At 48.6% G+C, this 25,907-nt stretch carries 14 protein-coding genes and 1 tRNA gene; 9 read left to right on the top strand and 6 right to left on the bottom strand.

Annotated features, from left to right (window positions below; all coding sequences use genetic code 11):
• Positions 1 to 111: 111 nt before the first annotated feature.
• Together HYN48_RS01000 and era are read right to left on the bottom strand one after the other, a co-directional pair.
• On the bottom strand, positions 112 to 492 hold the full coding sequence (locus HYN48_RS01000) for a hypothetical protein (protein WP_108369366.1): 381 nt from the start codon (positions 490 to 492) through the stop codon (positions 112 to 114).
• A 174-nt stretch (positions 493 to 666) separates the two neighbouring features.
• Positions 667 to 1,548 (bottom strand): GTPase Era, encoded by an 882-nt coding sequence (era, locus tag HYN48_RS01005; protein ID WP_108369367.1) that lies wholly within the window; start codon positions 1,546 to 1,548, stop codon positions 667 to 669.
• Positions 1,549 to 1,965: 417 nt separating this feature from the next.
• On the opposite strand from era, the gene HYN48_RS15350 reads away from it, so the two are divergent.
• The 4 genes from HYN48_RS15350 to HYN48_RS01025 all read left to right on the top strand — a co-directional run bounded on the left by HYN48_RS15350 (position 1,966) and on the right by HYN48_RS01025 (position 5,161).
• Complete coding sequence (locus HYN48_RS15350; RefSeq protein WP_245945970.1) at positions 1,966 to 2,181, top strand: hypothetical protein; 216 nt, start codon at positions 1,966 to 1,968, stop codon at positions 2,179 to 2,181.
• Positions 2,182 to 2,300: 119 nt separating this feature from the next.
• Complete coding sequence (locus HYN48_RS01015; RefSeq protein WP_108369368.1) at positions 2,301 to 3,101, top strand: MbnP family protein; 801 nt, start codon at positions 2,301 to 2,303, stop codon at positions 3,099 to 3,101.
• A gap of 54 nt (positions 3,102 to 3,155) precedes the next feature.
• Entirely contained in the window at positions 3,156 to 4,193 is a 1,038-nt protein-coding gene (locus HYN48_RS01020) for a cytochrome-c peroxidase (protein ID WP_108369369.1), read from the top strand.
• Positions 4,194 to 4,198: 5 nt separating this feature from the next.
• The gene (locus tag HYN48_RS01025) at positions 4,199 to 5,161 is read left to right on the top strand and encodes a transporter family protein (protein WP_108369370.1); all 963 of its coding nucleotides are present in this window, start codon (positions 4,199 to 4,201) and stop codon (positions 5,159 to 5,161) included.
• Positions 5,162 to 5,398: 237 nt separating this feature from the next.
• Here the strand turns inward: HYN48_RS01025 and HYN48_RS01030 are convergent.
• The 4 genes from HYN48_RS01030 to HYN48_RS01045 form a co-directional block, all read right to left on the bottom strand.
• Positions 5,399 to 5,471: transfer RNA gene (locus tag HYN48_RS01030), tRNA-Met, on the bottom strand.
• Between the two features lie 130 nt (positions 5,472 to 5,601).
• The gene (locus HYN48_RS01035) at positions 5,602 to 10,707 is read right to left on the bottom strand and encodes a DUF7619 domain-containing protein (RefSeq protein ID WP_108369371.1); all 5,106 of its coding nucleotides are present in this window, start codon (positions 10,705 to 10,707) and stop codon (positions 5,602 to 5,604) included.
• Between the two features lie 147 nt (positions 10,708 to 10,854).
• A complete protein-coding gene (locus HYN48_RS01040) occupies positions 10,855 to 16,347 on the bottom strand; it encodes a T9SS type A sorting domain-containing protein (RefSeq protein ID WP_108369372.1) in 5,493 nt (1,830 codons plus the stop codon).
• Between the two features lie 111 nt (positions 16,348 to 16,458).
• A complete protein-coding gene (locus HYN48_RS01045; RefSeq protein ID WP_108369373.1) occupies positions 16,459 to 17,997 on the bottom strand; it encodes a L,D-transpeptidase family protein in 1,539 nt (512 codons plus the stop codon).
• A 140-nt stretch (positions 17,998 to 18,137) separates the two neighbouring features.
• Here HYN48_RS01045 and HYN48_RS01050 point away from each other — a divergent pair, with 140 nt between their 5' ends.
• The 5 genes from HYN48_RS01050 to ku all read left to right on the top strand — a co-directional run bounded on the left by HYN48_RS01050 (position 18,138) and on the right by ku (position 25,905).
• Entirely contained in the window at positions 18,138 to 19,859 is a 1,722-nt protein-coding gene (locus HYN48_RS01050) for an ABC transporter ATP-binding protein (protein WP_219909597.1), read from the top strand.
• Positions 19,849 to 21,609, top strand: coding sequence for an ABC transporter ATP-binding protein (locus HYN48_RS01055; RefSeq protein WP_108369375.1), 1,761 nt, complete (start codon positions 19,849 to 19,851; stop codon positions 21,607 to 21,609). Before HYN48_RS01050 ends, HYN48_RS01055 begins: the two co-directional genes overlap by 11 nt.
• 94 nt (positions 21,610 to 21,703) lie before the next feature.
• Positions 21,704 to 22,138, top strand: a complete 435-nt coding sequence (locus HYN48_RS01060) for a response regulator (protein WP_108369376.1) — start codon at positions 21,704 to 21,706, stop codon at positions 22,136 to 22,138.
• Between the two features lie 4 nt (positions 22,139 to 22,142).
• Positions 22,143 to 25,007 (top strand): PAS domain-containing protein, encoded by a 2,865-nt coding sequence (locus tag HYN48_RS01065; RefSeq protein ID WP_108369377.1) that lies wholly within the window; start codon positions 22,143 to 22,145, stop codon positions 25,005 to 25,007.
• Between the two features lie 109 nt (positions 25,008 to 25,116).
• Entirely contained in the window at positions 25,117 to 25,905 is a 789-nt protein-coding gene (gene ku / locus HYN48_RS01070; protein WP_108373247.1) for a non-homologous end joining protein Ku, read from the top strand.
• Positions 25,906 to 25,907 lie beyond the last annotated feature (2 nt).

Genomic DNA, 25,907 nt, shown 5'->3' on the forward strand with positions numbered 1-25,907 from the left:
TTTTTATTTTGGTATCCGGTCAAATCAGAAAAGCCTGCATCTCCGGAAGATGCAGGCTATATATCCCGCGCGGCATATCGATACCGTATTCGTTCGTTGCCCAGAATCAAATTACTTGATCGGCGGACCCGTGGGCTGTGGCGTCTGGTCATTTTTCGTGTACGGGTTGCCATCGTGGTTCTCTGCATCCGTGCCGTCCTTGGTACGGGTGATCAGGACATCGGGGTCTTCGTTACTTTTCGATTTGCCTGATTTTACAGCCGTACCGGAGGCCTGTTTTACTGAAACGGACTTCGCTCCGGCCGTCCTCGCTGCGGCGGCATTGGCATCAGCGGCAGCCTGTCCCGAGCTGTCAATCGTAGTGGTTTCAGTGACCACCGTTGTACTGGTATTGGTTTCCGTTACCGGTTTTCGGTCATCATTGCATTTGCAGGAGACGATGGATGCCGCTGCAAACAAAGCGGTGAGCGTTTTTGAGATTGTCGTTTTCATAACGTGCATTTTAGGAATTTTTATATCAGTAAATTTCTAAAATGACGGTATTAAAGCGGTTACGGAATTGTAAGAAAATGTTACTTTATTTTTTACGTGTTTTACACGGATAGGATAAATCAGCACTGCGCGGTCACTGCGATCGCAAATATTCGGCCAGCCGGACTGCCTACGCTATTGGTTGTAGCCGAAACGCCTGAGCTGCCTTGCGTCGCTGCGCCAGTTCTTGTTGACCTTGACGTACAATTCGATATGGATTTGCTTGCCGAAGAATTTTTCGAGTTCCGCGCGTGACTCCACCCCGACCTTCTTCAAAGCGGCGCCCTTGTGCCCGATGATGATGCCTTTCTGGGTGTCGCGCTCGACCATGATCAAGGCGCGGATACGGATGATGTCATCATCTTCAAGGAATTCCTCGGTCTCGATTTCCACAGCATACGGGATTTCCTTGTTGTAGTTCAGCAGGATTTTCTCGCGGATGGTTTCATTGACGAAAAAACGTTCCGGCTTATCGGTAAGCTGGTCTTTCGGGTAAAATGGCGGAGACTCCGGCAACAGCTCCAGTATACGCCCGAAAACTTCCGGGACATTGAAGTTTTTCAACGCGGAAATTGGGAAGATTTCGGCATTGGGCACTTTTTCTTTCCAGAAGCCGACCTGCTCCTCGAGCTGCTCCTGGTGCGAATTGTCAATCTTGTTGAGCAGCAGCAACACCGGGATTTTAGCGTGGATGATTTTATTGAAGAAGGCATCATCCTTAAGTTCCTTCTCGCCTATCTCGACCATGTAGATCAATATGTCTGCGTCTTCAAATGCCGATTTGACGAAGTTCATCATCGATTCCTGCATCTCATAAGCGGGTTTGATAATTCCCGGCGTATCGGAAAGCACCACCTGAAAATCCTCCCCATTGACGATGCCGAGGATGCGGTGCCGCGTGGTCTGTGCCTTAGAGGTGATGATGGAAAGCCGTTCGCCGACGAATGCGTTCATGAGGGTAGACTTTCCTACGTTTGGATTTCCGATGATGTTGACGAAGCCTGCTTTGTGTGCCATAATTTGGTGAAAATAATAAGCCCCTCATTTCTGAGAGGCTTGAGGTACTGCGGCAAAGATAGGAAAATACAAGCAAATACGCACCGAACTTTATAAAATGTTGGCTGCGTCAGATCAGCATGTCGAAAGTAAAGATTTTAAGTGCTGTCTGGTTGCGTCCGCTTTTAACATTATCCGCCTTCGGAGTGCATTCCAAAAAACAAAAAGCAGTCAATTTGATGGGCTGCCGTTGTATAATTGCGGATTATGGGATACTTTTGCCGCGTGCAAAAAACACTATTCATATTAGCCTTTTTTATCCTATTCAAACCATTGTTCCCCATTGTTGAATATGTGTCCAATTATGAATATATCTCCAAAGTTCTCTGCGAAAACAAAGCCCGGCCTGAATTAAAATGTAACGGTAAATGCCATTTGATGAAAGAAATGGCGAAAGCTTCGGAAGGTGAAAAACCAAATGAAAAAAAAGCGCCGGTTAAAGAGGCGGAGTTGCTTTTTTTTCAGGACACTTCAACGCTGCATTTTGCAATCCGGGTTCCCATTCGAAATCCGGGCGTGAACACAGACTATTCCAATCTTTACGCGTATCTGGATTGCCGTTCCGATTTCCATCCGCCAAACTTTACGGCCTAAGTTTATCCGCATTCCTTTTTTATCGGTTCCTGTTCTTCGGGAACCCTACAGACTTATGTCCATAACCGTTTGGGGCACCTGCCCTGAACCCACACCTTACACATCTTAAATATTGAATTATGACATTTCAAATCAAATATATATTTGCCGTTATGGCAACCGCGCTCACTTTGGCATCCTGTTCCAATGACAACGACACTGCTGCTTCCGGCAGGGGGAAACTCGAAGTGGAATTCGATAATGTTTTCGGCGAGGCGAACCTGATCCTGAATGGCCAGGAAAACATGACTTCCCAAGGAGAAACGTTGACTGTCTCCGATGTCAAATACATCATCAGCAACATCGAACTTACAAAAGAAGACGGCACCGTTTTCGTGTATCCAAAATCAGAAAGTTATTTTATCGTAAGCGAGGCGAATGACGTTAGCCATGTTTTGGAACTGGCGAACATTCCTGCAGGAAACTATACCAGGATTAAATTTGGTATTGGCGTAGACGAGGCCCAATACAATCTTGGGGAAACTGTTCAGGGTGATTTCTTCGCCGCCGCACAAAACGAGGACATGGCCTGGTCCTGGAGCGCAGGTTACAAACACCTGTTATTTGAAGGAACGTTTACTTCGTCAACAGTAGGCACTGCAACACCTTTTATGGTACACACCGGAAAATCCGGGGCGAATTACAACTACACCGCCGTCACGCTGGATTTTCCGGAAAAGGCATTGGTGAGGACAAACATTACGCCGGATGTGCACATTTTTGCTGATGTCGCCAAAATCATCGACGGCTCCAACAAAATCAAGCTAACGGACAACAACATGGGCGGCATGGGCGCGATGATCATGAGCGGTGAGAACCTGCCTTTGATTACGACAAACTTATCAGATATGTTTGCTGTAGACCATGTTCACAACGACTAAATTTAACAAAAGCAGTTGGGCAAATCGTTCAACTGCTTTTTTAAATCCTTTAAAATGAAAGCAAAATATATATTGTTATTCGTTTTGCCGTTGCTATGGAGCTGCACTGATAATGATGATGATTATGTTGATGTTCCCATCAATTTTAAGGTCCCTTCCAATTTTCCGCCATTGGTTTATGATATCGAAAAATATCCCATCACCGAAAAGGGATTCGAGCTCGGTCGTAAACTATTTTATGACGGCCGTCTGTCATTGGATGGGACAGTATCGTGTGGTTTTTGCCACGAACAGCAAAGTGCCTTTACGCATCACGGGCATACCGTAAGCCAGGGCGTGAACGGTTTAACCGGAACGAGGAACTCGCCTTCAATACAAAATCTGGGATACCAGACCACTTTTATGTACGACGGCGCGACGGACCACCTGAACCTGCAACCCATTATACCCATTACCAATCCGATCGAGATGGACGGCAATTTTTCACGGATTGTTGCCATGATGAACGGTGATTATGAGTACCGGAGATTGTTTGCATTGGCTTTTCCCGGTAAGCCCATAAATACCGAAAACATGCTCAATGCCATGGGGCAGTTCATGGTGATGGTGACCTCATCCAATTCCAGATTCGACAAATTCCGACGCAACGAACCGGGGGGCATACTGACGCAGGACGAAAAAGACGGTTACACCATTTTTACCCAAAAGTGTTCGGGTTGTCACGCAACAGATTTGTTTACCGACAATTCATTCCGGAACAACGGGCTCGCGGTAAATCCCATCGTAAATGACGTTGGACGGTACAGGGTCACGCTCGATGACGCAGACAAATACAAGTTCAAGGTCCCCAGCCTTCGGAATGTCGAGAAAACCAAACCGTACATGCATGACGGAAGGTTCCGGACACTGGAGGCTGTGCTGGACCATTACAATTCGGGCGTGGTGAGTTCGGCAACGCTTGACCCGGAACTCAATAAAAATGGGAATTTAGGCATCCCGTTAAACGCTTCGGAAAAGACAAAAATATTGGCCTTCCTCAAAACTTTAACCGACAATCAATACCTCACGGATAAACGATTTTCAGAATTTTAAATACGATGAAAAAATATATTTTATTGAGCCTGATGGCATTCCAATTGGCTAATGCAACGGAAAAAGACAGCCTTACGGGAGCAGCTGTCTTTCGCGAGTACTACCACTACGCTATTGCGGCGAAGGGAAAGTGCGATGCCTGCGGCTGTTCTGCCAGTGGCGGCAGCATGGGGTTTGCCTCAATGCTGAACACCAATTTTGCGGGCGTACGTTACTTTAAACAACATTATCAAAGTTCGGACGGGTTGTACAGTAATTCCCCTTGGTACGATGAAGACTTCAACACTATCCAGATTTGGGGCAGGATCCCGGTGCACAAAAAAGTCCAGATTTCGGTGTTGCTCCCATACCATTTCCATCACAGGGAAACGGCATCCGGCAGTCAGGACATCAAGGGGATCGGTGACATCACCGTGCTGGCAATGTACCGTTTGTACCAGACCCGCAAGGACAGTACGCTCGTAGGCCATACCCTACAGCTTGGTGCGGGAGTAAAGGCGCCCACAGGCCAATTTGACGAAGCCAACGCGGGCGCTGTCAATCCAAGTTTTCAGGCGGGTACAGGAAGCTGGGATTATCTTTTTGCGTCGGAATATGTCATAAAGACGAAGCGGTTTGGACTAAACACCCAGCTCAATTATACCGTTAAGACTACAAACGACAAAGACTACCGCTTCGGCAACCAGTTCAATTATGCCGGGACTTTTTTCTATTTGTATGAAAAGGAAAATTTTTCGATAGCGCCGCAAGCCGGTTTTGCCGGTGAGGTGTACGGCAGCAATTACCAGTATAACCAATTGATCAGGAAAACCTCAGGGGATATTTTCTTCGGTAAGCTTGGCGTTGAAGTGGGTCGGGAGAAATTCTCGGCCGGGGCCCATGTGCTTTTGCCCGTTAACCAAAATCTGGCAGGTGGGCGCGTGGAAGCCAAATACAGATGGAGCGTGAACCTGAATTACAGTTTATAACCAATAGATTGACAGGGGCTTTGTTGCTGCCGCTAAGGCTTCTGTCGTCTTTTTGGAAAGGGTAATGCAGTGGGCAACCAGGTCAGATCCCGGCAGGGATTTCCGATGGGTTATCGTTAACGGTAAAAAGGGCATGACAGAGCAAAAGCACCTCTGCGGTGCCCTATACGCATCAGTGTAACATAACAATAAAACAAAACAAAAAACCCACCGACGGTGTCGATGGGTTTTGCTTAGTAGCGGGAACAGGACTCGAACCTGTGACCTTCGGGTTATGAGCCCGACGAGCTGCCTACTGCTCTATCCCGCGCTGTTCGGGTGCAAATATACAATGAATATTTGTATCTGCAACAACAATTATCGAAAAATGTTTAATTCCTGTTTATAGCCACAAAAAAAGCCCGGCGGTATCACCGGGCTTTCCTATTAGGATAAGCCAACTACTTAATGACCAGTTTCCTGATTACTTTCAGGTCATTCGTAATACTGACTTCCAGGATGTAGATTCCTTTAGCCAAGTCGGCAACATCGAGAGCAATTTCTCTGGCTGCAGCTGCTTTCAGCTGTTTTACCGTCTTTCCCAGCACATCGTATAGCGTTACACGTTCCATATTCTCCATGGTATGCTGAAGGTTTATGTATACGACGGCGTTAGCGGGATTCGGATATATGAGGATATTGGCAGGATCAAAAGTCCCGGTCCCCAAGGGCGCGGATACTTCGGTCTGGACCGTGTTGGTGACAACACCGGGGTTGGTATCAAAATAAATTTCGGCCGTATTTGAGATGATGTCTCCCACACCGTAACCCGGTTTTGGCTTTATCTTGAATGTAACATACCCGTGACTTCTCGCCTCGTCCTGAAATTCGCCGGGCAGATTGATGTTGGAAAAAGTCCAGACCAACTGGCTTCCTGTGCGCTGCAGCGTATAAATATGGCTGGCGGCCACCATCCTGATACTGGATTCATCCAGCATCGCATCGAGGGCATCAGTCAGCCTGATGTTGGAAGCATTGAACGTCCCTGTATTCTGGAAACGGATCGTGTAAAACAGGTAGTCCCCCTGATTGAGGTCGTTAATATTTACCAATCCGCTGTGCGACTCTGCCTTGTCATTTGGGTCATAGGATCCTACCACCGGCTGCGTCAGCGCGTCGGTATTGTTTGCAGGGATGATATCATTTCCTGAAACCGCTATGGTTGCGTTGTTAGTAAGCAAATCGCCGAGATTGAGATCCGGGATTGGCGGCACATCCATATTTACAGTGATCACGCGTGTCTCAAATGGCGCAAGATTTACGAAATCATAGGTGAATCCGTTTGGATTGCTGATAACTCCCGCCTCGCTGATATCGCTTATCGCAAGTGCAGGATCTTTCTGGAATGTCACCGTACCTGACACCGTATGGGTCCCTTCATTCACATAAACGACCTTGTTGCTGTAGCCTGCACCTGAAACGGGGCTGCTGGATGGAACAACCGAAACCGACACATCATCGAAATCCTGGATCACCGTTACCGGAAAATAGTAGATCTGGCTGCCGTCTGTCAGGCTGACATTATTGTAAACCACAGCTGATGCCGAATAGTTCCCGGAATACTCCGCCAGGACCTGAAAACTGAAATCATAACTGTCCGACGAACTCAAATCATACATGTCATACACCCCGCCTGTTGTTGTAATATTAAAGAAGGGCCCATCATCATTTTTCCGATAAACGAAATTTCCTTCGGGGAAATTAACCTCGTCGATATCTTTCACGCCGTTGTTGTTTTCATCGATGAAAGCAATGAGCCTTATCTTATCCGAACAAATCGTCGTCCCGGCACCCTGCATGCCATAGTTGGTCTGGGTGAGCTTGATATCGCCCTCGCTGCCATTGAAATTTGTTATCATGACAACATAATATTCGCCCGACAATGCATTGGGAAGGTGAAGCACTTCTACAGACGAAGCGGAATAACTGCAATCCACAATATTGCCATAAGGGTAAAATGCCTGATCCACGGTATTGTCTATACATGCTGTACATTCGGTGTATGCGATCTGATCACAGGAATCAGGGTTGCTGAACGGACCCCATGCCACGAAATCGACATCCAGCCCACTGCCTACCGGGTGGCTCTCGGCGTCGAATGCCGTATTTTGCTCGATTTTAATGGATACCTGGCCGCTCTGGCCGATGCGCAACTTATAAAACACCTGATTTGGGGAACTTCCGAGACAGGCAATGGCGCCTAAACTTCCGATTTCGGAAACGTTATGAAACAGGTAAGGATCGCCGGAGGTTGATCCGCAGAAAACGCCGGCATTTTCACAGCTTAAAGTTTTTTTTATACATAGGCTGAATACCTTGCTTTCCAACGATGTCCAGTTGACCCACACCCGTAGGTAATATTGCTGTCCGACAACATAGCCGCTGTACACATCGTCAGGTGTTTGACACGTAACGAACGCAAGATTTTCGGGGGTACCGGTATATAGTGCGTAACCGGGGAAGACCGCCGATGAGGACTGCGACACTAGTTGACGGATGTCGAGTTGGAGACTTTCGGAAGTGGCGGCGAAAACGTACCACACATCACCCTGCCCCGGTTGCATATCACAAACGGGCTGCGGTGATGCCGTTGCGCCTATCGACGATCCGTAAAAGATGTTCTCGCAGGTCAATCCGGGATTTGTGACTATCGGGACAGCCTCGGTGGCCTCATCGTTTGACGCATCGGGCGGGGTCGTCACAGAGATGTCAAAATTCCCATACGCTGTCCTTTCATATCCTGTGAATACACGCACATAATAAGTGTTTCCGGGTAATAGTCCGCTTGCCATGCTTTGCGCCTGGTCGGTGCAATAAAGCGGTGCGCCTGCGCATCCCGCACCATAAACCGCATACAACAACTGGCTTACCGACCCGCCGGTACTATTGACCTGTATCAAATGTATGCTTTTCTCCGCCACAAAACTGAACCAGACATCATCGACTGTCGTCCCGCAGGAAAGGCTTGCAGGGTTCGTATTTACTGACCCCAAAGTCGTCCCTGAAACAAATTCGCTGATTCCCATCGAAGGATTAACAGGAACAGGCAACGCATTACTGCATTGGGTATTGGTCAGCGGAGCAGGCGTACTTACGGATATTTTAAAATCAGTTGAGTCAGCGTCTGAGGTTGAGTACGTAAATACCCGTATTATGTAAGTGCTGCCCGGGGTTAATTGGTCAAGGATCCTTGTGTAGCGTCCGATGCTACACCCCAATATTGGGGTTGTGCAATTCCCTGCATAGATGAGATAATTTAAAGTATCTGAACCGGCAGGAGCGGTGAATGTTAAGAGTTGCTTTGTAGACTCGGCCACGAACCTGAACCATACGTCATCATCCGCTCCTTCGCAGCTGGCGGCGGGCTGCGGACTGGAAGCGGTCGCCTGCAGCGTGGAACCCGCAACAAAAACTTCCTCCCCAACCGGATGAACAGGAAGCAGCATCGCGCTTGCGCATTCGTCATTCATCAGCAACGTACGGAAGGACACGGGAGAAAAACTTGTCCATTTTCCGGGTTGGTTGCCTGAACACAGTGACCTTATATATACCTTGTAATTGGTTTGCGGGTTAAGATTTGGAATGACGAAGGGTTTGACCGAAGTTACATAATGGAATCCGGTGGTGCTCACAGGGCTTCCATTAACTGGCGCCGGTGCACCCTCCGGTGCTGCGTAAATCTCCCACTGCGTGGCTGTGCCTGTTTCGAGCCAGGATAACTTGGCAGAAGTGGTGGTAATCTCTGAGACCAGCACATTAAATGGTTTCGGACAGGCTGGCTGTGAACAATCTGCAACACCACTATACAAGACTGAGGTTGGAAATCCGTTACCTGCTATTTTTTCATAAATCTGATCCTGAAATGGATTCCGGATGGAAACGCCCACTTTGGAAGGCGACGAGCCCTGGGTGCTCCAATACAGGTCAAATGGCACTCCTGTGCACAGCGGCACAGTGACTCCCGCCGTATTGTTGATGTCCGCATCGGTGGCGCCCAACGTAGCAACAACGATACCGTTCTGCCTGACCTGCATACGCGATCCGTTCCAACTGGTGCCTGAGGTATGCGTTAAGTAAAACTTGTAATTGCATTTGTCTGAATCATTACAGATGACGGTGTTGAATGCGTTAAACGGACGCCAGTCACTCGCAGCGCCGTCAGGGCAAAGCGCCCTGATGAAGCCATAATAAATCGTCGCGGGCTGCAGATTTGATGCAGTAAAAGTATATGGGCCGGTGGTGGTGATGACCGGATAGGACGCAGGTGTTGCATTATCCGGAAGTGGATTGGGAGCATTCGGGCCAGGCACTAAAAGCATTTCAAACTGCGTACTGCCGGGATAGTTCGGTTGCCACGTAAAGGTGGCGGTTGTCAGGGTAATGTTGCTCACAACCGGATTGGTTGGGGGAATACTGCAATCTGCCGCGGTGCAATTGACCATACCGCTGTATAACACCGTATTTGCGGCGCCTGTACCGGCTGGCTTGCTGTAAATCGTCTGCGCGAACGGATTCAGGATACTGACAGCCGCACCCTGAGGTGACGTCCCCGCGGTGCTCCAGAACAGTTCGAACGGCATATCCTTGCACAATGCCACATTTACGCTTACCTGGCTGTTGCTCGTCGCGGTAGAACCGATTGTCGTGACGACGTGCCCATTCTGCCGTACCTGCATCCTCGTTGTTCCCCATCCGCCAGCAGTGCTGGACATACGGAAAATATAATTGCATTTATCCGCATTTTCGCACAACAGCGTGTTAAAAGCATAGGGTCCTGACCATTGCGTGAACGCTGTCGGCGAAACGCCACATTTTGCCCGCACCCAGAATTGGTATTGCGTATCGGGCTGCAAACCGGCAGCAGCATAACTGTTTGAGGCTACCGCAGTGCCATTTCCTGAAGGAATAGGCGAACCATAGGGCTGTACCTCAACTTCCCATGAAGAAAATGAAGCGGCGCCCCAATTGAGGCTCGCGCCGCCAGTCGATACATTTGAGACGGAAAGGCCCACCGGTTGCGGCGTGCACAATCCTGACTGTATCAGCAAATTATAGGATACGGTCTGTGTTGCCAATCCGGAAGAAATGACAATGATATAAGTTGTCCCTGCGGTGATATTCAGGGTAAGGTTTCGCACACTGCTACCGGGATTGGCCATGCCCGCAACACAGCTAACCCCGACGTTGGAGCAGCCTTCATAAATAAAAATCGACGAAGCGCTTGCGGACGGTGTCATTGTGATATTGGCTACACCTGTGATGGCACTCGTATAACTGTAGAACACTTCATTACCCGTAGAATAATTTGTCGTAACAGGTATTGCTCCGCAGGAAGCACCCTGCGCCGTATCAAAAGCATCGGAAAAATTGGCTGTGCTATTTGATTCCTGGAAAGGCAGCGAATTGATCACAATAGGATCAGCACAAGTCATTCCAGGCTGTGCAAAAGCGGAAAAGGACAGCAAGAACAGAAACCCAAGAAATGATCGTAGTAATTGTTTTTTCATGGTTGGGAAGTAGATTTCATCAAATGTAGTGGTTTTAAAGGGTCGGTACCAAAAAACGCAGCATTTTCGTTAATTTTTCGGTAATGTGACTGGCGGTTATGATAAAAAAACCCGGATAAACCGGGTTTTGATTGTTAATTGACAAACTTAGTTAATGACTAATTTCTTAATCAGTTTTGCATGGGAAAGGGTTGTTATCTCCACGAGATAGATTCCCCTGGCCAAATCAGAAACATCAATAGTTATTACTTCATTGTTATTTCCTTTCACTTGTTTTACGGCTTTCCCCAAAACGTCATAAAGCACAACCTGGCCGAGGGTTTCGCCGGTATGCTGAAGGGCTATGTTCACCACGTTATTGGTCGGATTTGGGTATAAGACTACATTGCCGTCGCTGAAAATATCCGTACCCAGTGGCGATGACACCTGTGTTTGCACGGTATTGGTTATGATTGCAGGATTGGAATCAAAATAAATTTCTGCAGTATTCGAAAAGACGTCATTTACAACATAACCCGGCTTAGGCCTTACCTTAAAAGTGACATAACCGTGGCTCGCTGCTTCGTCGTCAGCCGCGGCAGGCAGATAAATATTCCTGAACTGCCAAGACAGTTGGTTTCCTGTGCGTAGCAAATCATAGTTATGGCTTGCTGATACCACACGGATGCTGGTTTCATCGAGTCCGTCGTCGAGAACATCTTCGAGCCTCACATCGACCGCATAGTAGGTTCCGGTATTCTGGAACCGGACGGTATAATATAGATAACCACCATTGTCCAAATCATCGACACGCACTTCTCCGCCATGCGATTCCATTTTGTCATTCGGATCATATGAGCCCAATATGGTTTGTGTTATCGAAGCCGAATTGTCACTCTGGTGCACATCGGTCAGCGTCGTCGTAATAGATGCCGTGTTGCTGAGCAATTGGCCCAGGCTCACTGTAGGTATTGAGGGGACGGCCATCGTTACATCAATCACCCTTGTTTCGTATGGCAGTAAGTTGGTAAAATCATACGTAAAGCCGTTAGCGGTTGGTGTGGTTCCGGACTGACTTACAGAGGTTACTCCCACCGCATTGTCACTAGTGAAGGAAATCGTTCCCGAAGCCGGCTGCAGCCCCTTGTTTTTGTAGACAATCATGTTGTGGTAGCTGAATCCGGGCAGCGGCACACCGGTTGACACGACATCCACGGAAACATCATCATAGGCCTGGGTAAGCGTCAATGGGAAATACAACAGTTGGCTTCCGCTGCCGTCCTGTATCGAAATATCGCTGAAACCTGTTGTGCCCGCGGTGTAATACGGTGCAAATTCAGGGAAAATCTGATAGGTAAAATCATAACTGTCCGATGGATCAGCGCTGTATAAATCATAATTACCCGTTTGTGAGGAAATGTTCATAAACGGCCCTGTATCATTTTTCTGGTAAACAAAATTCCCTTCGGTGAAATTCAGCTCTCCGGCATCTTTCACACCGTTATTGTTAGTATCCACATAGGCGATCAGGCGAACCTTGTCTGCACAGACGGTACTTCCGGCGTCAGGCTGTCCCACATTGGTTTGTGACATTCTGACAAACCCATCTTCCCCGTTAAAATTCGTAATCAGTACGATGTAGTATTGGCCGGCGATGGCATTGGCAATTGTCATCGTCTCATTAAATGAGGCATCATAGCTGCAATCCACAATATTCCCAAAAGGATAAAATGACGGATTGGTCGTGTTGTTCGGGCATGAAGGACAATCCGCAAAACTGATATTATCGCAGAAAGACGAATTATTTTCAAAAGGTCCCCACGCGGCAAAGTCAACATCGAGATTATTACCCGTAGGCTCTCCGTCAGCATTAAACGCTGTATTCTGCAAAATATTAAAAACCAATGTACCCGATACGCTGATTTTCAGTAAGTAATAGGTTGGATTGGGGATCGATCCCAGGCAAGCCACCTGGCTGCCGTTCGGGACGCCTGTGGTATTCCTGAAAATATACGGATCATCAGGCGAGGACCCGCAGAAAGCCTGGGCATTCTGGCACGTAGAGATGGACGTTACGCAAACATCAAATACACTCGCTTGGCCCGTAACAGCGTTTGACCAAACGCGCAGGTAGTAAGTCTGTCCTACGATAAACCCTGTCGCGTGGCTTGTGAGTTCGTTTGCCGTGCTGCAGTATTTCAGCACCATATTATCGCAGCTCCCTGAGTACACCGCATGGTTAATGTTTGTTGCGGTGCCGTATACGTTCAGCAACGAGATCACCTGGTGGTCTGAGACGGCCGTGAACTTGAACCACACATCGTCATCCTGCCCGGTGAGGCATCCGGAAACGGCGACACTGGACGGTGTTGCGTCAATCAGGTTTCCGTGTGTGAGCGTGTTGCATTCAGTCATCGGACTGGCCTCAATAGTTGTAGCTGTGGCGCATTCATCATTCGTGGCCGCCGGCGGTGGCGTATTCACGCAGAGATTGAATGTCGCCGATGCGCCCAAAGTAGTGCCTGAAGTATATACCCGGATGTAGTAAGTCGCCCCTACTGTCAATCCCTCTGCAACACTTCCGGGGAGTGAGCTGCAATAGATTTTCACAAGATTACCCGGCGTGCCTGAAAACAATGTGTGATTGAGTGTAACGTTCGCACTGGTCGCGACGAGGTCATTGATATTGATGACCAGTATTTCGTTCGTTGCCACAAAACTAAACCAAATATCATCGTCTGAAGAACCACAACCTGTACCTATTACAGTAGGAAGTGACGCAGTAGCGCCTAAGGTGTTGCCCGGCGCACTGGTCGACGGACTGCAAGTCCAGTTCGGCACAACCGCTACCGGAGTAGCATTGAAAACCTCATCATTACCCGGAGACGCTGTGATACACAAATCAAAATTGACATATTGTGCCAGGTTTGAGCCTTGGGTATATACCCGAATATAGTAGTCCTGCCCAGGCACCAGGTTCTCTGCCGTGCTGCTGGCCGTGGCGCTGCAATACAATTTTGTCAGCGCGCCGCACATCCCTGCATATAACGAATGGTTAATTTTAGCAGTCGACGGTGTACCGATCATATTGCTGAAATTTATGCTTAGAGAGGTGGCCGTTGCTGTAAATTTAAACCAAATGTCATCGTCTGTAATAGAACAAAACGCTCCCGATCCGACGGGAGCATCGGAATCGCTGGCTGTAGCCCCGTAGGTGCTGCCATGCACAACATTCGCAACATTGCATTGCTGGGAATTGTTTACCGGTACCGTCGTGGCAGCTGCACAGCGATCGTTCAAAGGCGCTGTCACGAATGTCACAGGCGACAATGTTGGCCATTGGCTTTCGGAAGAGGCCGAACATACCGACTTCACGTAAACGGCATAAGATGTCGATGGCGATAGTGTATAACCTGTTGCAGCACCCAATGTAAACGGGTTCGGAACATGACTGATTGTGGCCATTGCCGGCGGATTGTTCGATGGTGCCGCCCCACCGCTAGGGACAACGTAGATGGCATATTCAGGGGCAGTCTGTACCGAAGGGTCCGTCCACTGCAGGGTAGCCGAATCCGCTGTGATCCCTGATACGATGACATCAGTGGGTTTTGCACAGGCCGGCGGCGTACAATCACCCATAGAAGAAAATAAAACAGTGTTCGGTGTAATCGAACCTGCATTCATGGTGTACAATACATCCACGAACGGGTTTTGGATTGACAGTCCTACATTGTCCGGCGTCGTTCCCGCAACGCTCCAAAGCACATCGAATGGCACGCCGTGGCACAAAGAAACCGTAATGCCTGCCGCGCTGTTTATTCCTGACTCGCCTAATGTTGCGACAACAATCCCGTTTTGCCTTACCTGCATCCTTGCCCCATTCCAGCTATTGCCCGAGGCATTTGTCAACATAAACTTATAACCGCATTTGTCCTGATCGTTACAGGTAGTTGTGTTGAAAACGGGGATGGGTGTCCACATGCTGACATCGGAAGATGAACATCTTGTCCTTACGTATGAATAGTAAATGGTCGCCGGCAGCAGATCTGTTGCGGTGAAGGTGTACGGGCCTCCTGATGGGACAGTGATTGCCGGATACGTGGCCGGCGTGCTGGAAATTGGTGCTTCCGTCGGTGGAATGGGGCCGGGTATCATGATGATTTCAAATTGCGTGTCATCTGCATTTCCAGGCTGCCAGGCCAATGTCGCAGACGTAGTCGTTACCGTCGATGGCACTATTGCAGGATCGATTGGTTTGTAGCATGATGGTATTGTGCAAAATGTAGCAGACTGGGTTAAGGCGGACCAAGGTGAAGGGGCCGGGGCACAATTTACCCGGACGTACACATCGTAACACTGCTCTCCCAATAAGGGTAACGTCGTCGTAAATGAGGTTTCGGCAGCAGAAATATCGTTGTAAGTGGGCACGGTGTACACATTAGGCGCCGCGCTGCCTGCCGGTGCAATAAAAATATCCCAGGATGTGGTCGCCGGGGCAGTCCAGTTGATTTTGGCTGCATTGGAGGTAACATCTGTTATGGTCACGTTGGTCGGCACAAGATCGCAGCGTGGCGTGTCGCAGTCTGCCACATCACTGTATAAAATTGTATTGGTCGCCACTGTTTCTGCAGGCCTGGTATAAATTGTCTGCCCAAAAGAATTCAGGATAGAAATGCGCTTTTGCAGCGTATTGGTACCCAAAACACTCCAATACAAGTCAAACGGCACATCATTACACAGCGGTACCAAGACATCCACGGGGCCCATACCGGACGGCAACTGCGAACCCAATGTCGCCACCACGACACCATTTTGCCTGACCTGCATTCTGGCCGATCCCCAACCTATATTTGTGGAATTACTCAGCCTGAATGTGTAACTGCAGGTTTGTACAGGACTACACACCATGGTGGTAAAAGCAAACGGCCCGGCCCATACGGTCTGTCCACCCGCATCCGCTGTACACGCAGCACGCACCCAATACTGATACTGTGTCCCGGCATTCAATCCGCTAGCAGTATACTCTGCCGCGCTAACCGCCACACCCGGGCCCGAAGGTTCGGGCGAACCTAAAGGCTGTACTACAACTTCCCACGATGAATAGGTTTGTGCATCCCAAAAGAGGTGTGCGCCGTCTGTAGTAATCCCATCAGCATTAAGGCCTGTGGGCATCATGCAATCTTCGGCCTGGATTAAGAGTTTGTAAGGCACGGTTTGCGTTGGCAACCCTGAAGAAACAAGTATAATATAATCATGACCCTCAACCACGGGCACGGTCACATTCCTCACCCCTGAATTGGCATTGGACGTCCCGCCTATACAACTAACCCCAACATTGGCGCAGCCATCATAAATAAATAATGACGCCCGTGTGATGGAGTTCAGTGGCTGTAACTTGACGTTCAGCAGCCTGTCGGCCGTAGCGTGGTAGCTATAAAATGCATCCTTACCACCAACACAGTTTGCATTGGACGGGTTAACGCCACATAACGTACCCTGTAAGGCGTCGAAAGTGTCTAAGAAATTAGCCGTATCATTGACGTCCAGATATGGCAGCGTAACCGAAATAGGATTGTCACATGTCGTACCCGGCTGCGCGAAGACTGAAACAGAGCACAGCAAAAACGACAATGCGAATGATTGGAGTAAGTGTTTTTTCATGATCAGGTATTTGATTTTTCAAATGTAACTGATTTTCAGAAACAAAGCATCAAATCCCCCTGAATTACTAAAAATTTGTTAAACCAACCAGTCTCAGGTTGTGCCGATTCTTTACTCAGTATACAGCAAATGGGCCAGCCTGTCATCCCGTTGATACACATCTTCAAAGAAACTCACGTTACCGTTTTCATCGGCACGTGCCGTAAAATAAGCGATGTATACCGGAATTTTCCGCTTCAGTGCATATTGGCTTTCCTTGCCCGCATGCATGGCCTCGTCGATTTTCTGAGGTGTCCAGTTTTTGTCACCGTCCAAAATCCTGACCGCCAGGTCACGCGCCTTCTCCACCCTTACACAGCCGTGGCTGAACGCACGGGAATCCTTAGAGAACAGGCTTTTTGCCGGGGTATCGTGGAGGTAAATATTGTTCGAATTGGGGAACATGAATTTCACCAGGCCTAACGAATTATTGTCTCCGGGCTTTTGCCTTACCTGCCCGTTATTCCATTCCATATTGTGTTTCTCGAGATAGTCAGGGTCAGCATCAATGCCGGGCTGTATTTCCTTTTTGATGATGCTCGGCGGGATGTTCCAGTACGGACTGAAAACGAGGTAACTCATCTTCCCGCTGAAGACAACGGTCTTGTTAAGCTCCTTCCCTACGACGACATTCGACTCCAGTACGGGTTTTCCCTCGCGGAAATATACCAGCCTGTAAGATGGGATATTCACGGCAATGAGTTCTTTCGAATCGGTAATATCGGGATCAATCCATCGGCAACGTTCCATATTGACAACAATGGTCTTGATGCGTGCGGCTACGGGCACGTTCAGTTCTTTAACCAAAGCCGGCGTCACTACATTATCTGGCGTACGCCCCTGACGTTGCTCATATTGGGCCAGCCCGGCCTTGAGCGATTCATCAAAGATGGTGCTTTTTGAATCCGTAGCCAGGTCACCAGTAATGGCCAGCCGCCTCCTGATTTGCGCAATTTCCGGCGCATTGTCGCCCGGTTTAAATGATTTCCTGCCTTCCGGCCAGTTGATGGTGCCCCAGCCTCCTTTTTTCTGTATTTCGCGGTAACGCTGCAGGCCTTTACGCAGGTTGTAATATTGACCGATCAGTTCTTTCTCATCTTTTTTAATAAGATCGGGGTCCTTCATCAGTTGGTCGAGATAATCTACATAGGCCCCTTTTTCCCTGGGCAGGTACCAACCCGTCTGCTTGCTTTTGTCAGCATCTAATCCTTCGAGCACCTTGCTGGTGTAAAAGAAATACATGCCGCTGATGAGCAGGTCATTGTCGGTTTCGGGTTTCTTCTTTTCATCCAGTTCATAAATCGCGGCGATTTTATCGCGGTACGGCAGTTTCGTCACAACGCCCTCGGAACCCATCTGGCCGGCCCTGTTGTAAAGCACTTCCGCAAAATCAACCCTGCCGCTGTCGTCGTACCAGATGAAGTGGTTTTGGTGTTTTTCATACAAATCGGTGATCTGGTCTTCATAATCGGCAAATTCAGGGTAACGCTCAAAGAAAGTCTCCAGCTTTGTATCGTCAATCGACATCTTATCGATATCAAATTTCTTTTTGCAGGACACGACGCCCAATAATACAAAGCATGCCAGGGCGAGGAAACGTAGGGTCTTCATAGTAATCATTTTTAGGAATTAAAACTTTTACTACAAAAGTAGCGTGGAGAAGCGCTTTACGGCTTATGTAATTTTTGGATTAGGTTACAGATTTTTCAAGCTCAAATTTTAACTACCTTAGTGCAGCTTAAAAATTTGCCGTGAAAGAACCCAGAAAACCCGGAATCATGCATTTGCTGAAACCTTATAAAGGTATGCTGATGCTGCTCTTACTCTTTACGATACTCAGCAATGCCATCAATCTCTGGCTTCCGAAAATCATTTCAGGGAGCATCGACGCGTTTGGAAAAGGACAATTTAATTTCCGGCCGGTAATCACCGAATTTTCAATTGCTGTCGTCGCCATATTCATCTTCGGTTATTTACAGAGCATCATCCAAACCTATGCGTCGGAGAAAGTGGCACGCGACCTGCGCAACCGCCTTTCTGACACGATATCGAGGCAGCGCTACGCATACATCGAGGAGGCCAACCCGTCCAAATTGCTCACAAACCTCACCGCCGATGTCGATTCTATTAAGATGTTTGTGTCGCAGGCCATCGTTGCCGTGATTTCTTCGCTGTTCATCATTGTGGGCGCGAGTATTTTACTGTTCAGCATCAACTGGAAACTGGCGCTGTGCGTCATTGCGATCATTCCTGTTATCGGAATCACTTTTTTCATGGTGCTGCGAAAAGTACGCGCGCTGTTTATCCAAAGCCGCGCGGTCACCGACCGTCTCAATAAGGTCATCAGCGAAAGCATTCTCGGTGCCGCCATCGTCCGAGTAGTGAACTCGCAAATCCCCGAATACCAAAAGTTCCTGGAGCTCAACACAAAGGCCCGTGATTTCGGACTGTCCATACTGGGACTTTTCGCAGGGTTAATTCCGGTGATAACCTTTACCGCAAATATGGCAGGATTGTCGATTCTTGCATTGGGCGGTCATTTCGTTATTTCGGGCAGCATGAGCATCGGTGATTTTGCAGCATTCAACAGTTACCTCGCGATGCTGATATTCCCGATACTTGTCATCGGATTCATGAGCAACGTGATCGCGCAGGCCACGGCGGCCTACGCAAGGATTTCGAATATCATCGAAACGCCTGAAGTCAGCGATACCGGTTTCCTTTCCGATGCGCTGACCGGCCATATCGCTTTGTCAGGGGTTCATGTGGCGTACGGGCAAACACCGGTGCTCAAGGACATTTCGATTACCATCAAACCGGGCTCAAAGACCGCCATTATCGGGCCTACCGCCGCAGGCAAAACGCAGCTGCTGTATCTGCTGACAGGCCTGATTTCCCCTGACAAAGGGTCGGTGTTGTTTGACGGGCATGCAATTGAAGATTTTGAAAGCGAGCGCTTCCACAGCCAGATCGGGTTTGTATTCCAGGACAGCATCATCTTCAATATGAGCATACGCGAAAACATCGCCTTCAGCGACGTGGTCACCGATGAGTCTTTGGCGAAGGCCATCGAAACCGCAGAACTGCGCGACTTTATAGCGTCGTTGCCGCAGCAGCTAAACACAATTGTTTCAGAAAGGGGATCGAGCCTTTCCGGCGGACAAAAACAGCGTATTATGCTGGCGCGGGCCCTCGCCATAAATCCTTCAATATTGTTGCTGGACGATTTTACGGCACGTGTCGACCCTCAAACCGAAGCGAAAATCCTCGAAAATATCCGCAGGAATTACCCAAACCTGACCTTAGTATCGGTAACCCAGAAAATCGCTGCCGTGGAGCCGTTCGACCAGATCATCCTGATGATGCAGGGCGAGGTCATAGCAACCGGAATCCACAGCGAACTGATGCAGTCCAGCCCGGAGTACGTTCAATTGTCGAATTCCCAAAAAAGTACGAGCCATTATGAACTATAACCTCAACGAACTCCAGGGCGACGAACACAAGGCAGCGGCCTTCTCCGGGTTGCGAAGCCTGCTCAGGCTGATTGCCCACGAACGCAAAAACCTGTTACTCGCCTCGATGGCCATACTGTTGAATTCAACACTGAACCTGCTGGGCCCGTACCTGATCGGACATACCATTGACGTCTACATCCAGGAAAAGGAATACCATGGCGTAATGGTGTATTCGGCGATTTTACTCGCGATGTACCTCACCGGATTGTTTACGAGTTACTTCCAGACCAAGCTTATGGGTGGCGTAGGGCAACGGATGCTGTTCACGCTGCGCAATACGATCTTCAATAAACTCCAATCGCTGCCGGTTGCATTTTTCAACTCCAATAAGGCGGGTGACCTGATATCACGGGTGAATAACGACACCGATAAAATCAATACCTTTTTTTCACAGTCATTGATGCAATTCCTGGGCAGCATCGCCACGATGACCGGCGCGGGGATCTTCCTGCTGGTGATCAATCCGAAACTTGGCGCCGCGACGCTTGTTCCCGGACTGCTGATTCTGCTCTTTACTCAGGCCATATCGCCCTGGGTTAAACGAAAAAACGCCGCAAACCTCAAAAGTACCGGGGGATTGAGCAGTGAAATCCAGGAAAGCCTGGCCAACTTCCGCGTAATCATCGCGTTCAACAGGCGGGATTATTTCAGGAACCGATTTGCAAAGGTGAGTCAGGAAAACTATGATACGGCTGTTGGCGCAGGATTGGCAAACAATCTTTTCCTGCCCGTCTCTACGCTGTTCTCGAGCCTTGCACAGCTCATCGTGTTATCGTATGGCATTTACCTCATCTCAAATGATGAATTTACCGTCGGTTTGCTGGTTAGCTACCTCGCATATGCGGTGAATTTTTACAACCCGTTACGACAACTGGCCACATTGTGGACCAGTTTCCAGGTGGCTATGGCAGGCTGGGACCGGGTGAACCGGATCCTCTCTCTTGAAACAAACCTCCACACAAATCGTGAAGCCGGGGAAGAGGAAGGCAGTGCTTTTATCGAATTCCGCAATGTACATTTCGGCTACGAGGAAGATAAAGAAATCCTGCACGACGTCTCCCTTCAGATTGAACGCGGGAAAACCTACGCTTTTGTAGGCCCGACGGGCGGCGGAAAATCGACCACGGCCGCACTCATTGCCAGGCTTTACGATCCGCAAAAGGGAAAAGTGTTTCTTGACGGAAAAGACATCAGGACGTACACTGCTGAGGAGCGTACGCAGAAAATCGGATTTATCCTGCAGGATCCGTTCCTGTTTTCCGGGACTGTAAAGGACAATATCTTATATGGCAATACGCAATACCGGGATTTCACCGACGAGGATTTGGAGAAAGTCATTCGGGACAACAACCTGCAGGAACTCACGGCCATTTTCGAAAACGGGCTTGAAACAGAGGTGTCCGCGTCAGGGGAAAGCATCAGCCTGGGCCAGAAGCAGCTCATTGCATTTATGCGTGCCGTATTGCGGAATCCCGATGTATTGATACTCGACGAGGCGACAGCCAACATCGACACCATCACTGAGCAGCTGTTGCAGGAAATCCTTAACCGGCTCCCTGAGAAAACCACACGCATCATTATTGCCCACCGGCTCAACACCATTAAAGATGCTGACGTGATCTTCTTTGTAAACTCAGGTGAAATCGTCCGCGCAGGCTCGTTTGACGATGCGCTGAACTTATTGATGAGCGGGAAACGCGACCGGTAATAATGTTCTTTTAACACATGTTTTTTCGGTTGGCAACCGTTTTATGGCTAATTTTATTTGTTAATGTGTACATTTAAGGATTATAAAAGAATACATGAAGGATAAACCATTACTCATCGTACTGGCCGAAGACGACGGCGATGACCGGCTGCTTTTCAGCGAGGCGCTCCACGAATTGGGTTACAACGCCCGACTCCTGGTAGCTGATAATGGCATTAAATTGATGGAGGTGCTGCTGCAGTCAGAGGAATTGCCGTCAATTGTCTTTACCGATCTGAACATGCCGCTGAAGGATGGCATCGATTCCGTCAGGGACATCCGTGCTTACGAAAGGTTCAGATTGCTGCCACTCATCGTATTTTCCACATCGTATGATGTTGCCGTGGGTGAAAAGCTACGCCAACTCGGCGCCACCCACTATTTCTTAAAACCCAATGCATTTAATGAATTGATGGCAGTAATCGGATTGGCCATCGATACAGTTGTCAATCCGCAATCATCATCACAACCCTTTGTCCTGAACGCCTGAGCCTATGAAAGATATTACAAAAACTGCCTACAGTTTCCTCTCAGGGCATGGCGAAATGGCCAGGCTTACGCGCGAGAAAAACTGGAACGATACCCCGGTTGGGCCCATCGAAAACTGGCCGCAAAGCCTTCGCACCACTTTGGGCTTATTGCTAAAATCGAAATTTCCGATGTTCCTGTTCTGGGGCCCGGAACTGATTTGCTTTTATAATGATTCATACCGCCCAAGTCTGGGACAGAACGGCAAACATCCGGATATTTTAGGAGAAAAAGGAGAAACGGCGTGGCCCGAAATCTGGCCTATCGTTAAGCCGCTGTTGGATCAGGTGCGGCAAGGCGGTGAATCGACATGGGCGGAGGACCAGCTGATCCCAATCTTCAGGAATGGACATATCGAGGACGTGTACTGGACATTCAGCTACAGTCCCGTGATTGACGAACAGGGTGAAGTCGGCGGTGTTTTCGTCACCTGCACGGAAACCACTGAAAAAGTCAATGTCATTGGCGACCTTAAAAAAACCGAGCAATCGCTGACAACAGCCTTAAGCCAGCTCGAAGAAAGTGACAAGCGCTTTCGAAACACGGTCAAGCAGGCGCCGTTAGGCATTACAATTCTTCGCGGCCCCGAATTTATTCCGGAAATGGCGAATGATGATTACCTCCAGCTCGTCGACAGGTCGGCCGCAGATTTTGTCGGTAAGCCACTATTCGATTCGTTGCCTACCGTGAAAACCGTAGTCGAGCCGTTGCTAAAAGGTGTCCTGGAAACCGGAGTGGCTTTTCATGCTTCCGAACTATCCGTGATACTGAACCGATACGGCAAAGAGGAACTGGCCTATTTTAATCTCGTATACCATCCGTTGCGGGAGGAAGATGACAGTGTATCCGGCATAATGGTTGTGGCCACCGAGGTGACCGCCGCCGTACGCGCGAAGCACGCCCTGGTGGAAAGTGAAAGGCAGTTCCGAAATTTAGTCATGCAATCACCCATTGCGATGACAATCTTCAGGGGTTCCAAATTTATCGTTGAAATCGCGAACGACATCCTCATAAAAAATATCTGGCGTAAAAATCCTGAAGACGTCATCGGCAAGAGCATCCTCGAGGTGTTTCCTGAACTGAAAGAACAGAAATACCCTGCCTTGCTTGAAGAAGTATTGCATACAGGAAAAACCCATACGGAAATTGAGGCTGAAGCCTTTGTGCATGGTGATGACGGGCTGCGTAAATTTTACCTGGACTACCAGTATGCGCCATTGTATGAGTCCGACGGCAGTGTGTCGGGGATTATGGTAACGGTCAACGATGTTACCGAACGCGTAGAGGCCCGCAAACGCGTGGAAGATGCTGAGGAAAGGCTGCGGCTGGCAACGGAAGCGGCTGAGATGTCGACCTGGGAACTGGATCTGACCACCCGTGAAATAATTTATTCTGAGCGGTTGGCTGATATATTCGGGTATGATAAATCCAAAAAAATAAGCCATGCCGATATGCGCGCACAAATACATCCTGATGACCTGACCCCTATTGTCGAAAAGGCATTCGAGAAGGCAATGCAGACCAGTATCTACAGGTATGAGGCACGCGTGATCAAACCCACAGGGCAGATTACATGGATCAGGACGCAGGGCAAAGTGTTCTTTGACGAAAATCGCAGGCCGGTTAAAATGATAGGCACGTTGCGTGACATCAATGAAGAAAAGCTTTGGCAGCAGGATTTGCTGGAAAGCGAAACAAAGTTCAGGCTGCTGGCCGATTCGTTGCCACAGCACATTTGGACAACGAACCAATATGGCGAGATTACCTACTTTAATAAATCGGTTCAGGAATATTCAGGACTGCGTCCGGAATCCCTGATGGAAGTCGGGTGGATCGATATTGTCCACCCGGAGGAAAGGGATTACACGATGGCAAGCTGGCAGGAATCGATGGCTACCGGAAAGGACTATGTGTTTCAGCACCGCTTCAGGCGAAACGATGGAGTCTATCGCTGGCACCTCTGCCGTGCGAAGGCACAACGGGACGTATCCGGCGAAATACAGATGTGGGTAGGCACAAGCACCGACGTTCATGAGCAGCAGGAATTTGTCAACGAGCTGGAAAAAAAGGTAATGGAGCGCACACGCGAACTGGAACGCAAAAACAACGATTTGGAAAAAATGAATGCCGAATTGCAGTCGTTCGCCTACGTGTCCAGCCATGACCTGCAGGAACCGTTGCGCAAGATCCAGACGTTTGCGAGCCGCCTTATCGAAAAGGAGTACGATGCGCTGTCTGACAATGCAAAAGATTACTTCGCGCGCATGCAACAGGCTGCAAACCGGATGCAGACATTAATCCTCGATCTTCTTGCGTATTCAAGGACCAGCAGTTCCGACCTCAAATTCGTAAAAACCGATCTGCGGAAGATTGTTGACGAAGTGGAAAAAGAATTTAAGGATACTATCGACGAAAAAAAGGCTACAATCCGTACAGGACATCTGGATACCATCCCGATTGTGCCGTTCCAGTTTGTGCAGCTGATGCAAAACCTCCTTGGTAATGCATTGAAATTCAGCAAACCGGACACCGCACCGGAAATTACAATCGAAAGCCGCATCCTGACCGGCGCGCAGGCCGGAGTCAGTTCACTCCGCCCGGACGATCTGTACTGTCACATCACGGTGTCTGACAACGGCATTGGCTTCGATCCGCAGTACGGTGAGCGCATCTTTGAAGTGTTCCAAAGGCTTCATGCAAAGAATGAATTTTCAGGAACCGGAATCGGATTGGCCATTGTAAAAAAAATTGTGCTCAACCACCAGGGATACATCTCGGCAACGGGAAGCCCGGGTAACGGCACGACCTTCGACATCTATATCCCTGCATGACATGTACTTTAGTGTTTTTGGATAATATTGTAATCTATATTTAAAATTCCGTAAGCACTCCCATTGCCAGAATTCCAAACTTTGTAAGACATGCTAAAAATTCATGCTTATGAAGGCTTTATGGAAAGGGGGCATCAGCTTCGGCCTGGTCAATATTCCGGTTCGGTTATACAGCGGTTCGGTGACGCACCGTATCGACCTGGATATGATCCGGAAAAAAGACCATTGCGCCATTGAGTATGTGCGTGTCTGCAAAAAAGACGGACAGGAAGTTCCATGGGACCAGATTGAGAAAGGATACCGACGTGATGATGGAGATTATGTGGTAATTGAAAAGGCCGATTTTGCAAAAGCGATGCCCGAAAAGACCCAGACCATTGACATATTTGAATTCGTTTTAGAGGACGAAATCCCGTCACAATACCTCGAAAAGCCTTACATTATTGAACCCGAAAAGCAAGCCACCAAAACCTATGCGTTGTTGCGTGCCGCACTGAAAAAATCCGGAAAAGTGGGTTTGGCCAAATTCATCATCCGAAGTGCTGAACACCTCGGTATCTTAAAAGTTGAAGCCGATGCCATCTTGCTGATACAAATACGTTTTGATCAGGATTTACGCGACCCTTCAGAAGCAAAAATTCCCGGAAACATTACCATCCAGAAAAAAGAGCTTGATATGGCGATGACGATTATCGACCAGATGACCGATAAGTTTGAGCCCGAGAAATATAAGGATACTTATAAGGACGAACTGCTGAAGATGATCAAGAAAAAGCTCGCCGCCCCCAAAGGAAAAAAGTCCGCAAAAAAAGTGCCGGCTGAAACCAAAGCGAAAAAAACCGAGACCGACGATTTGCTGTCACAGCTCAAAGCGAGCCTTGAAGCGATGAAAAATTAATT

It is taken from the genome of Flavobacterium magnum, from assembly GCF_003055625.1.
GTDB classification, from domain to species: Bacteria; Bacteroidota; Bacteroidia; order Flavobacteriales; family Flavobacteriaceae; genus Flavobacterium; species Flavobacterium magnum.

Bases quoted from the DNA above. Each gene is read 5' to 3' on its own strand.
- HYN48_RS01045 (WP_108369373.1), bottom strand. From the start codon at position 17,997: ATGAAGACCCTACGTTTCCTCGCCCTGGCATGCTTTGTATTATTGGGC.
- HYN48_RS01055 (WP_108369375.1), top strand. From the start codon at position 19,849: ATGAACTATAACCTCAACGAACTCCAGGGCGACGAACACAAGGCAGCG.
- HYN48_RS01020 (WP_108369369.1), top strand. From the start codon at position 3,156: ATGAAAGCAAAATATATATTGTTATTCGTTTTGCCGTTGCTATGGAGC.
- HYN48_RS01015 (WP_108369368.1), top strand. From the start codon at position 2,301: ATGACATTTCAAATCAAATATATATTTGCCGTTATGGCAACCGCGCTC.
- HYN48_RS01035 (WP_108369371.1), bottom strand. From the start codon at position 10,707: ATGAAAAAACAATTACTACGATCATTTCTTGGGTTTCTGTTCTTGCTG.
- HYN48_RS01065 (WP_108369377.1), top strand. From the start codon at position 22,143: ATGAAAGATATTACAAAAACTGCCTACAGTTTCCTCTCAGGGCATGGC.
- ku (WP_108373247.1), top strand. From the start codon at position 25,117: ATGAAGGCTTTATGGAAAGGGGGCATCAGCTTCGGCCTGGTCAATATT.
- HYN48_RS01025 (WP_108369370.1), top strand. From the start codon at position 4,199: ATGAAAAAATATATTTTATTGAGCCTGATGGCATTCCAATTGGCTAAT.
- HYN48_RS15350 (WP_245945970.1), top strand. From the start codon at position 1,966: ATGAAAGAAATGGCGAAAGCTTCGGAAGGTGAAAAACCAAATGAAAAA.
- HYN48_RS01000 (WP_108369366.1), bottom strand. From the start codon at position 492: ATGAAAACGACAATCTCAAAAACGCTCACCGCTTTGTTTGCAGCGGCA.
- HYN48_RS01060 (WP_108369376.1), top strand. From the start codon at position 21,704: ATGAAGGATAAACCATTACTCATCGTACTGGCCGAAGACGACGGCGAT.
- era (WP_108369367.1), bottom strand. From the start codon at position 1,548: ATGGCACACAAAGCAGGCTTCGTCAACATCATCGGAAATCCAAACGTA.
- HYN48_RS01040 (WP_108369372.1), bottom strand. From the start codon at position 16,347: ATGAAAAAACACTTACTCCAATCATTCGCATTGTCGTTTTTGCTGTGC.